The sequence below is a fragment of the Leptotrichia sp. oral taxon 215 str. W9775 genome, assembly GCF_000469505.1.
In the GTDB taxonomy this organism is placed as follows: Bacteria; Fusobacteriota; Fusobacteriia; order Fusobacteriales; family Leptotrichiaceae; genus Leptotrichia_A.
On the sequence record NZ_KI272848.1, the window covers coordinates 1 to 11,953 of the forward strand.

At 27.6% G+C, this 11,953-nt stretch carries 22 protein-coding genes and 1 pseudogene; 15 read left to right on the plus strand and 8 right to left on the minus strand.

The annotated features are described in order from the left end of the window. The 8 genes and pseudogenes from HMPREF1984_RS06175 to HMPREF1984_RS06210 form a co-directional block, all read right to left on the minus strand. The coding region (locus tag HMPREF1984_RS06175) for a helix-turn-helix domain-containing protein (protein WP_198011765.1) at window positions 1–352 on the minus strand (352 nt) is incomplete at its 3' end. A gap of 124 nt (window positions 353–476) precedes the next feature. Continuing rightward, window positions 477–1,061, minus strand: a pseudogene (locus HMPREF1984_RS06180) (site-specific DNA-methyltransferase); the annotation flags it as partial. A 392-nt stretch (window positions 1,062–1,453) separates the two neighbouring features. Next, the gene (locus tag HMPREF1984_RS06185) at window positions 1,454–1,624 is read right to left on the minus strand and encodes a hypothetical protein (RefSeq protein WP_156894254.1); all 171 of its coding nucleotides are present in this window, start codon (window positions 1,622–1,624) and stop codon (window positions 1,454–1,456) included. 87 nt (window positions 1,625–1,711) lie between these two features. Beyond that, window positions 1,712–2,683 carry an acyltransferase gene (locus HMPREF1984_RS06190; protein ID WP_021767074.1) on the minus strand — a complete coding sequence of 324 codons (972 nt, stop codon included), beginning with the start codon at window positions 2,681–2,683 and terminating at the stop codon, window positions 1,712–1,714. Between the two features lie 20 nt (window positions 2,684–2,703). Then, complete coding sequence (locus HMPREF1984_RS06195) at window positions 2,704–3,498, minus strand: alpha/beta hydrolase family protein (protein ID WP_036100033.1); 795 nt, start codon at window positions 3,496–3,498, stop codon at window positions 2,704–2,706. Between the two features lie 72 nt (window positions 3,499–3,570). Continuing rightward, entirely contained in the window at window positions 3,571–4,017 is a 447-nt protein-coding gene (locus HMPREF1984_RS06200; protein WP_021767076.1) for a hypothetical protein, read from the minus strand. Further along, window positions 4,014–4,490 (minus strand): hypothetical protein, encoded by a 477-nt coding sequence (locus tag HMPREF1984_RS06205; RefSeq protein ID WP_036100034.1) that lies wholly within the window; start codon window positions 4,488–4,490, stop codon window positions 4,014–4,016. The genes HMPREF1984_RS06200 and HMPREF1984_RS06205 overlap by 4 nt, the downstream gene beginning before the upstream one ends. Window positions 4,491–4,569: 79 nt before the next feature. After that, window positions 4,570–5,292 (minus strand): S24 family peptidase, encoded by a 723-nt coding sequence (locus tag HMPREF1984_RS06210; RefSeq protein WP_021767078.1) that lies wholly within the window; start codon window positions 5,290–5,292, stop codon window positions 4,570–4,572. A gap of 185 nt (window positions 5,293–5,477) precedes the next feature. Between HMPREF1984_RS06210 and HMPREF1984_RS06215 the strand changes: the two genes are divergently transcribed. From HMPREF1984_RS06215 to HMPREF1984_RS06275, 15 genes are all read left to right on the plus strand, one after another. After that, the gene (locus HMPREF1984_RS06215) at window positions 5,478–5,795 is read left to right on the plus strand and encodes a hypothetical protein (RefSeq protein WP_021767079.1); all 318 of its coding nucleotides are present in this window, start codon (window positions 5,478–5,480) and stop codon (window positions 5,793–5,795) included. Window positions 5,796–5,804: 9 nt separating this feature from the next. After that, window positions 5,805–6,044 carry a hypothetical protein gene (locus tag HMPREF1984_RS06220; protein WP_021767080.1) on the plus strand — a complete coding sequence of 80 codons (240 nt, stop codon included), beginning with the start codon at window positions 5,805–5,807 and terminating at the stop codon, window positions 6,042–6,044. Between the two features lies 1 nt (window position 6,045). Next, window positions 6,046–6,198, plus strand: a complete 153-nt coding sequence (locus HMPREF1984_RS11345; RefSeq protein WP_021767081.1) for a hypothetical protein — start codon at window positions 6,046–6,048, stop codon at window positions 6,196–6,198. Next, window positions 6,199–6,399, plus strand: coding sequence for a hypothetical protein (locus tag HMPREF1984_RS06225; RefSeq protein WP_021767082.1), 201 nt, complete (start codon window positions 6,199–6,201; stop codon window positions 6,397–6,399). It abuts the gene before it with no gap. Between the two features lie 8 nt (window positions 6,400–6,407). Then, a complete protein-coding gene (locus tag HMPREF1984_RS11350; protein ID WP_021767083.1) occupies window positions 6,408–6,578 on the plus strand; it encodes a hypothetical protein in 171 nt (56 codons plus the stop codon). 41 nt (window positions 6,579–6,619) lie between these two features. After that, window positions 6,620–6,802, plus strand: coding sequence for a hypothetical protein (locus HMPREF1984_RS06230; RefSeq protein ID WP_021767084.1), 183 nt, complete (start codon window positions 6,620–6,622; stop codon window positions 6,800–6,802). Next, on the plus strand, window positions 6,799–7,395 hold the full coding sequence (locus tag HMPREF1984_RS06235; protein ID WP_021767085.1) for an ERF family protein: 597 nt from the start codon (window positions 6,799–6,801) through the stop codon (window positions 7,393–7,395). Before HMPREF1984_RS06230 ends, HMPREF1984_RS06235 begins: the two co-directional genes overlap by 4 nt. Before the next feature lies 1 nt (window position 7,396). After that, window positions 7,397–7,780 (plus strand): single-stranded DNA-binding protein, encoded by a 384-nt coding sequence (locus HMPREF1984_RS06240; RefSeq protein ID WP_021767086.1) that lies wholly within the window; start codon window positions 7,397–7,399, stop codon window positions 7,778–7,780. A gap of 12 nt (window positions 7,781–7,792) precedes the next feature. Then, on the plus strand, window positions 7,793–8,311 hold the full coding sequence (locus HMPREF1984_RS06245) for an NUMOD4 domain-containing protein (RefSeq protein ID WP_021767087.1): 519 nt from the start codon (window positions 7,793–7,795) through the stop codon (window positions 8,309–8,311). Window positions 8,312–8,324: 13 nt separating this feature from the next. After that, the gene (locus tag HMPREF1984_RS06250; RefSeq protein WP_021767088.1) at window positions 8,325–8,615 is read left to right on the plus strand and encodes a hypothetical protein; all 291 of its coding nucleotides are present in this window, start codon (window positions 8,325–8,327) and stop codon (window positions 8,613–8,615) included. A 5-nt stretch (window positions 8,616–8,620) separates the two neighbouring features. After that, window positions 8,621–9,070, plus strand: coding sequence for a hypothetical protein (locus tag HMPREF1984_RS06255; protein ID WP_021767089.1), 450 nt, complete (start codon window positions 8,621–8,623; stop codon window positions 9,068–9,070). Beyond that, complete coding sequence (locus tag HMPREF1984_RS06260) at window positions 9,063–9,398, plus strand: hypothetical protein (protein ID WP_021767090.1); 336 nt, start codon at window positions 9,063–9,065, stop codon at window positions 9,396–9,398. The genes HMPREF1984_RS06255 and HMPREF1984_RS06260 overlap by 8 nt, the downstream gene beginning before the upstream one ends. Then, window positions 9,391–9,876, plus strand: coding sequence for a YopX family protein (locus tag HMPREF1984_RS10945; protein ID WP_051314481.1), 486 nt, complete (start codon window positions 9,391–9,393; stop codon window positions 9,874–9,876). Before HMPREF1984_RS06260 ends, HMPREF1984_RS10945 begins: the two co-directional genes overlap by 8 nt. 1 nt (window position 9,877) lies before the next feature. Next, on the plus strand, window positions 9,878–10,474 hold the full coding sequence (locus HMPREF1984_RS06270) for a hypothetical protein (RefSeq protein ID WP_021767092.1): 597 nt from the start codon (window positions 9,878–9,880) through the stop codon (window positions 10,472–10,474). 88 nt (window positions 10,475–10,562) lie between these two features. Then, window positions 10,563–11,918: a recombinase family protein gene (locus HMPREF1984_RS06275; RefSeq protein ID WP_021767093.1), complete on the plus strand. Its 1,356-nt coding sequence runs from the start codon at window positions 10,563–10,565 to the stop codon at window positions 11,916–11,918. Window positions 11,919–11,953: the final 35 nt, after the last annotated feature.

The window sequence follows — 11,953 nt, forward strand, 5'->3', positions numbered from 1 at the left end:
TTGCCCCTGGTGTACGGTCACTTTTGCCCCTGGTCATTTCTGCACCTACGGTCACTTTTGCCCCTGGTTCCTCAGTTACATTTTTTAAAAAATAAATGTTCCCTTTTCCAGTTCTTTTTTTTATTTCAATCAAATTTTTTTCTTCAAGGCTTCTTAAATATTTAGTCAAAGTTTTTCTACTCCCTATTCCAGTAACTTTCATAAGAAGTTCTAATCCTGGAAAGCATTTTCCATCATTATCAGCATATCTCACTAAAGCCATATATATTAATTTTTCATATGCTTCCAAGTCTTCTCTATCAATCAAAGAATTTTCAATCCAAAACCAATTTTTAGTTCTTATATCTCTCATCATTTATTCCTCCCGTGTGTTTTGAAATGTTGCAATTTGTTCCTAGTTGTGTTATAATATAGTTACTACAATTTCTGAATGATTTTAACAAGTCATTCGACATCGGGCTATCTAGTCCGATTTTTTATTGAAATAATTCCATTTGTTTCACTTTCTCTTTGACATTGATAACTTTTTCTAAAGCTAAGTTATACATGTCTTTTTTTATTTCAAAGCCGTAAGAATGTCTTTTGAGCTCTTTTGCAGCTCTCAAAGTTGTTCCACTTCCAGCAACTGGGTCGATGACAACATCGTTTTCATCAGTAAAAATTTCAATCAACTTTTTCAAAACTCTTACTGGTTTTTGTGTCGGATGTATTTTATTTACTTTTTCAGGATTATCTCTCTGCCATTCAAACCAGTTTAATATCATTTTTTTATTGTTATTGAATTTTGGCAATTTTTCCCTGTAAAGAACGAGGACATATTCAGTAGCTCCAACTATTTTCATGTTAGCTTTTAAAACTTGTGGGCTACTATTTTTAATAAAGATTAACGGTATATGATTATTGAATCCGTATTTTTTCCCATATTCTATTACCATTTGCATTTGCTGGAATGCACAAAATACAATCATACAAGGGGACTTTCCTTTTTCTTTTGGCTCTTTTATAAGCATTTTCGAACAGAAGTGCATAAATTCTGCTATTTTGAAATTGTGATCTGTATCAAAAAATGCTTTCCCTGCCTTGTTGCTTTCTCCATTTTTATTGTCTCCATCAACATACCATTCAGGACTGCTGCCTTACCATTAGGCTAACTGTCCATAACAACTGGCACAAGTTAAAAAGAAATCAGAATCAAACAATAAAAATTTTATAGGAGTCTGTGCCAGCAAGTTTTTAACGACTTTAACTTCTGTCGTGATGTTATAGCTCTCCAATGCTCCCTTTCCGTTTTATCGTAAACGGTTGTCGAATTGTAAACGCTCCACTTGTTTTCATTTTAAAAATAGAAAATTAGGATTTAAAATTAAAAGTTTTAACGAGTTACTTCTCTCACATCTGTTACTTAAATTTTTTAGATTTCTTGCATTAGTTCAAGAAAAAGAGCATTAAAAAATTAGAAACTAGCTATTGTTTCTTCAGTTTCTCTTATTGCTTTTTTGTCATTATTTTTTATAGCTAGCCTTAGTCCCCAGCTTGATGTATATAAAGAACTTTTCTCAACTATTTTATTCCAAGTCAAATCTTTATCTATCATCTTTTTTCTTATATCCTTGTATTTATTCATTTTTTTCACCTCAAAAATAATATACCATATTTCTTGCATTAATGCAAGAAGAAATAAAATAAAAAAAGACTCCTTGTGAGTCTTTTTTCAAACATTATATTTTTTGCACAGAAAGTTATAATATTTAATTTCTATAAAATATTTTGTGAAATTTGAGATTATAATTATTAAAATAAAAAAAATTATAAAATTTTCATAATTATTTATTTCTGAAATATATTTTTCATATAAAAAATACATAGGAATATGGAGAATATATATAGAAAAACTTAGACTTCCTAGATATACAAAAAAATTATTCCCTAAAAAACTACTTACAATGCCATCATCTAAAATTAAAAATACTATTAAAGGAAAAAAACTCAAAGTAACCAAAGTAGAAACATACGGAATTTTAACGTTATATTGGTTAAATAAACTCAAAAAAATAAAATATAAAACAACAATATAAGAATAATATTTTTTTGATTTTAATTTTTTAACCTGTTTTGACAGTTCCATTCCAAATACAAATGTTGCAATATGCATTAATGGAAAATAATTAATAGCATGATGTATAAAGTCTATATTAGAATAATTTATAAAAGAAATATACACATAATATGTATAAAAATTTAATAAAATTGCAATAGAAAAAAACATTTTTGGATATTTTTCTTGAATTTTTTTTAAAAACGGAAATATTATTATTAAAAAACTAAATGTTGATAAATACCATGCAGATGAATTATAATTTAATGCTTTTCCAAAAACCCAGGACTGAATCAAAAATATATGATATATCATTTTTCCGCTAAGTTTAAACAATAATATCAACGAAAAAATGTATAAAGGATAAAATTTAAAAAGCCTTGTTAAATAAAATTTTTTTATATTAATTTCTCTTTTCGAATATGAATATGATAATAAAAAACCTGAAAGCAGAAAAAAGAAATAGACCCATATAGGACCATTCTTAAATATAACTGGAATATTATTATCAAATTTAACCACATGAAAAAAAAGAACACTGAAAGCACCAATAAATCTAAATATTTCAAATTGACTATATTTTTTCATAAAAACTCCTTTTTTATAATTTAATTTATATTTTTAGAAAAATTTTTATAAAAAAAGTATGTTTGATATTCAAATGAATTATTCCAATAACCCCAATCATGACTGCCAAATCTTTCAATATAATCATGTTTTATATCTAAACTTATTAATTTGCTATGTAATTCTCTATTCATTTCAATAAAAAAGTCAGAGACTCCACAATCTATAATTATATTAAAATTTTTGTCTTTAGCAAAATATGCTATATCTTTTATATTGTATTTTTTCCAGTTTCCATTCATTACTTTTTTTATCTCATAATTTTTTTTAATCTTTTCAGGATTTACTCCACCACTCATACTTCCTATATTTCCAAAAATATCAGGATTTTTTATACCAATATACAAAGCTCCATAGCCCCCCATACTAAATCCTGTTATTGCCCTTTGTTTCTTATCTTTTTTAGTTGAATAGTTAGTGTCAATATAATTTACAAGTTCTTTTGAAATAAAAGTTGTATATTTAGAATCCTCTTTTATTTCGCTGTCTATATACCAACTATTATTATCTCCGTCTGGAGAAATATAAATAATACTGTATTTATCAGAAAGTTGTCCAATAGATGTATTATCCGAAAAAGATCTATTTGTAGCTGTCCAACCATGTAATGTATATATTGTACTATAACTTTTGTCTTTAGAATACCCATTAGGTAAAATTACAGTCACTGGAATATCTTTTTTCATTGACTCACTGTAAACTTTAACTTCTTTCTCAATAAAAGAAAAACTTGAAAACGAACAAATAAACAAAAAAATAGTTATTAATTTTTTCAAATCTAATCAACTCCTTTAAATTTTTAATATATTATACCTCATTTGAAAGAAATTTCAAAGAAAAAAGAGCCATTAGGCTCTTTGCAAATTTAAATTATTTATTCTAAAGTTAGTTTCTCTTTTTATCTGTTGTAATAATATTTTTTTTCTATTTTTTCTATTTTTTTTAATTTTTAAACACAAATCATACATATCTTTCGTTATTTCATCTTTTGCACCTTCGAACATAAAATACAAATATTGAGGTTTAAATATTATACTCGCCAATTCATATTTTGTATTTTCTGTAAATTGATTCAGAACAGTTAATTCTCTTATACGTTCTTCTTTATTTTTTTTAAAATCAATCGACAACATATAGCAAACTAACATTATAAGAGGCTCCCATAAAACAAACGCAATCAAAAAAGAAATTAAATCAAATTTTTTTATTTTATAAACTTTTTTTATAACAAAAAATTTTCCTATTTTTCCTAAAACAAAAGAAAATAAAAAAATAATTATTCCTGTTAATATCATCGCTTTTTAGCTCCTTTTTTATTTGGATATGGCATAAAACCAAAATCAAAGAAAACGAATGTATATAAAGATATTGTTATAACATAAGCTATAATTTGCCATACCTCTTTTGAAAGTTTTGTTAGTTGTATTATACCTACAATTTGCAATATTGTCAACAATAAGATTGACATCATTGGGTATACGAATCCTATTTTTGTATAAATACTTTCTTCATATTTTTTGTCCCTAAATTTTTCAATAAAATTAACACCAAAACTGATAAAAGTGATTAAAAGTGATGTTATAAAAACATCTATATTTTCATATTTTAAACAAATTATACAGATATTTATAACATACAACGCCCCTTTGAACGCTTTTATATAGAAGATTCCATCGTTTTTTTTACTTATTCTTTTATGCCACTTAATGATTTGCTGCTCTTCATTTTTTTTGTTAACTTTTTCATACTCTTTTTCTTTTTTGCCCATAAATTCTCCTTCTAATTTTTCGACCAAACTACAGTTTTATTTTCCCTATTTTTCTTCAAAATTATATAATTCTCTCCTTTTATATCATTTTTCTATTTCTCATACTTATTACCATGCTGACTGTTCCTTTGCATGATAATGTTTCCACTTCTCTGTTTTCAACTTTTATGTCGCTATATGCTGCATTATATGATCTCAAAAATAAATTTCCTGTTCCTGGTTCAAAATACACAATTTTCAGATATTTCTTATCTTCATAAAATATTAGTGCTTCTTTCCCGTTTAATGTTCTTATATCCTGATTAGACACATCCACAACTATTATGTCCCCGTGATGATAGTAAGGCTCCATACTGTCGCCTTTTACTCTTGTGGCAAAGTCACTTTTCTTAACATTACCATTAAGTTTTGGAATATTTATATACTCGATGTTGCTTTCTTCAGATTCTATAAGCCCATTTCCAGCTGAAGCCATTCCGTAAAGCGGTATTGTCACAAAACTTTCAAATTTTTCATCTGTTACGTTTGAAGGTTCTGCATTGCCCTTTTTAGGAAAATCTTTTTCTTCAATTAATCCAGCCAATTTATACATTTCTACAACATTCAAACCTAGTATTTCAGATAGCCCTTTGATGACTTCTGCTCTTATTGTTTTTATTTGTCCATTTTCATATCTTAATAGCGAGGATTCTGCATAATCAACTCCTTTTCTTTTCAATAACTCTGATACTTTATCTCTTGCTATGTTCTTTTCTTTTCTTGTATCGCCTATTATTTTTCTTAATTTTTCTTTATCTTCCATTTTTTTACTCCTATTTTTCTTTTATTTACTATATTATAACTTATTTTTTTTGCAATAATGCAAAATATTTTTATTTTTCTCTTGCATTATTGCAATTTATGTGATACACTAATCTTGCAATAGAGAAATTTATAATATTTTTTTGTATTTTAAGTTGCATTTGTGCAATAAAAAGGAGAGATAAAATGACAGAAAAAGAAAAAAAGGAAATGAAGTATATAGCACACGATTGGCTAACAGAAAATGAGTTTGAAATTAATGAAAATTATGAAATTGAATATTCAGAAAAAGAACTAAATAACTTCTTAGTAGAACTTAAAGAAGACGGATATTCTGAAGAAGAAGTAGCACATTTTAAAGATTGTATTGAAAACTTCTCAGAAGAACGTGAGGAAGAAATTTATGATTCAATTCCTTACGAAGAAGAAGGCGGTGGAATTGACTGGTACGAAGAAAATTATAGAACTGAAGTTATAGTTTACACTTCAAAAAAAATAGCTTAGGAGGAATTTATGAATAAAGAAAAAGAGGTATTTGAAAAATTTATAGAAGTCAGAGAACAGAATAAACAAGTCTCTTTGACAATAGAATTTGCAGAAAATGGTTTCTGGATAAGAATTTTTAAAAGAAAAAGAGAAAATAAGCCAGCGAGGTATGCTGATGATGAAATAGTTTTTAATTATAAAGTAGATGAAAATATTGAAAAAACATTTGAAATTCTGCAAGAAAAAATAAGAGAGGTAGGAGAATAAAATGAGAAAAAGAAGAACATTGTCAGGAATAGGAATTGCCGCATTATTTGCAACAGGTGGAGCTGGTAACTTATTTACAGCATTTGTCTTAATGACTATATCATTAACTTGTCTTTACTTCGGCAAGGCATTTGATAGAAAAACATGGGAGTAGGTGTTGGAAATGTTAGAAAATATAAAAGAAACATTCCTTGAGACTTTACACGACTTAAGCTTATCAATAGCTTATCTCAGAGGGCGATGCTTATTGCCTTATGAGACGAAATTAATAGCAAACAGATGTAAGATAAGCGAGTCTGAAGTATACCATGTGCTTGAGACAGCTAAAAAGGAAAAGTGGACACTTAAAAAATAGGAGAACAAATGAAAAAAATAGACAAAATACTTGAACTAAAAGAAGAAGTAGAGGAAATACAGGATGAAATAATATCCTTTCTAGGAACTTCCGAAGAGGAAACAGTAAAAAAGGTGCTAAAGTCAATGAGATATTACAGAGATAGCTGGAAGAAAACATTGGCAGAATTTCAAAAATAAACAGTCAACTAATAAGTTGATTACCAGTGAGGAGGAATAAGATGTATCAAGGATTTGAATTTAAGATAATTGAAAAGAACAATAAAGAAGTTGAATTTCTGAAAAATACAGCAGAAAAGCTCCAGGAACTCAACAGAGAATTGAAAGAGGAAAATGACAGATACAGCGAGCAACAAATGAACGAAATGTATAAATACTATAAAAATGGAGGTTTATTTGAATGAATATATTTGAAAAAATACAAGCTGCAAGAGTTGAATTGCAGGAAATGAATCTGAAAATGGGAGGGTATAATAAGTTCGCAGATTTCAAGTATTTTGAACTTAAGGATTTTCTACCTGAAATAAATAAGATTTTCAATAAATTAAAATTATTTTCTAAATTTGATTTATTAGAAAATGAGGGCATTTTAACAATAATTAATGCCGAAAAAATAGATGAACAAGTAACATTCACAACTCCAAAAGCCGAAATAGTCCTTAAAGGACAGAATGGACTACAAATGATAGGGTCAACACATACTTATTTAAAAAGATATTGTTACTGTAATGCCCTTGAAATAGTGGAAGATGACGCTATAAATGCCACTATTGATAAAGATAAAACAGAGATTAATAAGCCAATTGTTAAGAAACTAAGTTCAGATGAAAGAAGAGAACGTGGATTAAAATATATAGCGAAAATGACAACAAAATATCAAAAGGACATAGATAAATTCTTATTAGGTGTCACAGTTTTAGATGTTGAGGAGTTGACTAATGAACAAGTCAGCGAATTAGCTAACAATATTAAAAAATTAGAAAAAGAAGGTGCTTAGCATGAATAACGTTATATTAATGGGAAGACTAACAAGAGACCCTGAACTGCAATACTCAAATAACGGGACAGCTTTCAGCAAGTTCTCAATAGCTGTTCCAAGAGATTTTAAAAGAGATGAAACAGATTTTATCAATTGTTTGGCATTTGGAAAAACAGCTGAGACAATAGCGGAGTACTTGAGTAAAGGAAAAAGAATAGCGATTGTAGGTAGAATACAAACTGGAAGTTACAATAACAAAGAGGGGCAAAGAGTGAACACCTTTGAAGTAGTTGTAGACAAGTTCGAGTTTGTAGACAGTGCTAAGAGCGAAGAAAATAACAAAAATGTAAGAAGTAATGTCAGAAGCGAGGAAGATTTGGAGGATGATTTTCCTTTTAATTAAGGGGGGGTTAATATGGAAATTTGGAAAGATATTCAAAAATATGAGGGTAAATATAAAATTAGTAATTTAGGTCGTGTTAAAAGCCTTTCAAGGAACATTAAACCAACAGCACCTAAACAGACTCATAAAACTTGTAAAGAAAGGATATTGAAAACTTGCATAGGGTCACACGGATATTATCATGTGAGCTTAGAAGGAAGAAAGCATTGTATACATAAATTAGTAGCGACGGCATTTATTGAAAATCCAAACAAGTATAATTGTATCAACCATAAAGATGGAAACAAATTAAATAATACTATTGAAAATTTAGAATGGTGTGATCATAAAATTAATAATAATCATGCATTTAATAAAAGACTTATAAAAAGTAGTGTAAGAATAAAAGCAAGTTTTTACTTAGATGGCACTATCATGATTTTTAGAAGTAAAACTAAAGCGAGGGAATATCTTAAAATGTCGGAAAAAGAATTAAATGAGGGGTTAAAAAAAGGCGAAAAAAGTGGGATAAAATTAGAATTATTGGAATAAAAGAGGTATTTAAATGACACAAAAAGAAAAAGAAAAAATAGACAGTCTCTTTGGAGATAAAGAAAAGATTGAACGGAATCTAAGCAGGAAGAAAAACACTAACATGACTTCTCCAACTCAAATAATAATAAGAGTTGGAGAAAAGCATGAAAATTGCTACATTGGAAATGATTTCGTGTTTCAAGATACAGAATCAATGGATTTAATCTTTGATTTACTTAATGCTCTTTTACTCAAGGAAGAAAAAGAACTGGAAGAAATCAAAGAAGAAATAGGAAAAATAAAAATTGAATTTGGAGGATAATAGTAATGGAAAAAGAAACAGTACTTGAAATAGAGTTCCAGCCCGTTTTTGACAAATGGGCATGGAGAGTTATAAAAAACAAATTAGAGCCTGGATTTGAATTTGAATATTTAAAAAATAGTAATGCAAATATAATAAGAGTATGTTTTGAATTTTATGTAGATGAGAATTATTTGTTAAGTGCTTTTGAAAAAGAAAAATTAGAAAAATTAATAAAAGGTATCAATGAAAAATATGGAATTAAAAAGAGATGGCGGGCAGAATATGGAAAGATTTATTATTACATGAATGAATTTTTTCAAACAACTTGGATCAGAGATAATCATAACTGTTACAGCAACAAAAAATATGAAATTGGAAATCACTTTAAAACAGAAGCAGAAGCATTGGAATATGCTGAATACATGAAAAAATGTAGCCTTGAATGGCACGAAAAGAGGGAAAATAATGAGTAAATTTTTTGATTATATAAAAAGCAAAGAAAATGAAATAGGAAAAGGGTTTTTCTGCAACATAGAAATAGCAAAAACAGTAAAAGAAGATAAAGTAATAATATATTACAGAAGTTTTTCTTTTAATAAAGAAGAAAATCAGAAAAAAGAAGAAGGATTAAGATATTTAATTGTAAATAATGTTAGAAGTATAGATGTATTTGTTGGTTATGGCGACTTATACATCTCTACTAAACTGGCAGAAAGCTATGTAAAAGAGGGAAAAAGGTTAAAAAAATTATTTGCAATTAAAGAATTAAGAGAATTTGAAAAGAGGAATGAAAATGAGTAGAGAAATAAAGTTTAGAGCTTGGCTCAAAGAAGAAAATAAAATGGTAAATGTTGAAACAATGGATTTTACAGATAAATCAATGCAATATCTTGAAAAAAATGAAATTATTGATGCATATCTTTTAAGAAGAATGATTTTTGAAGATGTAGAATTAATGCAGTATACAGGTCAAAAAGATGAATATAAAAAAGAGATATACGAAGGAGATGTCATTATAGATTGTTCAGAAGATGGAGATTATTACCTAAAACTTATTGGGTTTGGGTATGATGAAAAAGAGTATAGCTCAATAATAAAAGGTTTTAAAGTTGTAAAAGGAATACAATTAGATTTATATTTTGAAGAAAATAAATTTCAGGGAAAGCATGCTTATTTATTAGAAAAATATAAAATCAAAATCGATAATGAATGTATCCATTTTCAAGTAATAGGGAATCAGCACGAAAATGTGGAACTGTTAGAATTACTGGAGGAATAACATGGCTAGGAAGTTGAAAGTAAAGAAAATTAAATTATCTGCTGAAGAGAAAAAAATAATTGAAGAAACAATTGAAGAAAATTACAGTTATTATGTTCTCAATTATGCACTTCATACAGTTATGAAAGTGTTTATGACAGAATTTAAAATAAAAAGGCAGATAGAAAAAGGAAAAGTAGACCATATTAATTATATGTTGTTAGATTACGGATTCCCGGAATGGTCAGACATAATAAATAGAACTGACAGAGCATTGGAGAGGTTATTTAATATCGAGGATAAAGAGCCTTTAAAAAATGAAAAAGTTATAAAGGTTTTTGAACTAACTCATGCATTATTTTACAGGGATTTGATAAAACAATTTGGAAATTATATAAAAAGTCCTTGCAAAGAGATAACAGAAGCTTTTACTTTAGCTTTCAGAATAATTGCTTGCTATGACACAATAAGAGATTGCATCTACTCAGAAAAATTGAAACTTAATAAAAAAGACAAGATGTATATTAAAACATTAGTCACAAAATTTTCTAAAATAAGAAAAAAGATATTAGAAGAAGCAATCTCAGTTGCAGAAGATTCAGGACTGAAAATTGCTTAAAAAAGGGGAGATAAATATGAAAAATAAAGAAAAAATATTAAAACTTTTATATAAAATCAAGGCGGAACAAGATAAAAGGAGAGCATAAATGAAAGCAATTATATATGCCAGAGTTAGTACTGAAATGCAGGAAGAAGGACGTTCACTTGAATTTCAAATAAGAAAATGCGAAGATTTTTGTAAAATGAACGGATATAAATTAAAAGAAATTATACAGGATGTAGAAAGTGGAGGAAATGACAATCGTGAAGGCTTTCTTAAACTACAGAAAGAAATACAAAAAAAATCTTTCGATGTACTTGTAGTTTATGAAAGTTCCCGTATATCCCGTGTAACTCTGACTATGTTAAATTTTGTTTTAGAATTACAGAAAAGCAATATAAAATTTGTTTCTATCTCACAATCTGAAATAAATACAACAACTCCTACTGGAATGTTATTCTTTCAAATCTTTGCAGTATTAGCCGACTATGAAAGAAAACAAATATCAATGAGAATAAAATCAAATAAATGGGCAAGGGCAAAAGCTGGAATATGGCAAGGTGGAACAGTTCCACTCGGTTATAAAAAAGATGAACAAAACAACATTGTAATAGATCCTGAAACTTCAGAGGATGTCATAAGCATATTCAATACTTATTTATCTACTAGAAGTATCAGTGAAACGGCAAAAATCTTTAAAAGAAAGCCAGCTTCAATACAATGGATTCTAAAAAATGAATTTTATATAGGAAATCTTATGTACGGCAGAAAAGAAAATAATATTAATACAGGCGAAGTAAAAATAAATAAAGAAGTAACAATATTCAAGGGAAATCATGAAGCTATAATAAGCGATGAAGTTTTTAAAGAAGTGCAACAGCAAATGCTATTTAAACAACGTGTATTGCCTTCTGAAAATAAACTTCTTTTTACAGGAATCCTAGAATGTCCTTGCGGTGGTAAAATGTTCAAAAATAACACTAATTACAGATGTGAGAAATGTAAGAAAACAATTTCTGTAAACAAAGCGGAGAATTTCATAATACATAAACTGTTAAATTTAAAAGAATTGGAATTTTTAAATGAAAAGCCTAAACTGGAAAAATATTTAAAAGATAAAGAAAATTTGGATAAGCAGATTAAGAAAATAGACAGGGAAAGAACTAAATATTTAGAATTATTTGCAAAAGAATTGATAAGTGAACTTGAGTTAAATGAAAAACTAGAAGAATTAAAAAGCAGAAAGCAAGTCTTTGAAGAATCTATAGCCGATATTGACAGAATAATAGAAGATAAAACAATAAGCGAAGAAAAGCTTGATAATATAAAAATCTTAAAAGAAGTACTTGAAAATATGGAAGATACAGATAGATATAATTTATTTCTGATGTTCCGAATGTTAATTAAAAAAGTGAAAATAAAAAAATATCAACCTATTGAAGTGTTGATATTACTAAATTAGCCTGTATTTGAATATGGGCTTTTTTGGTGCGAATG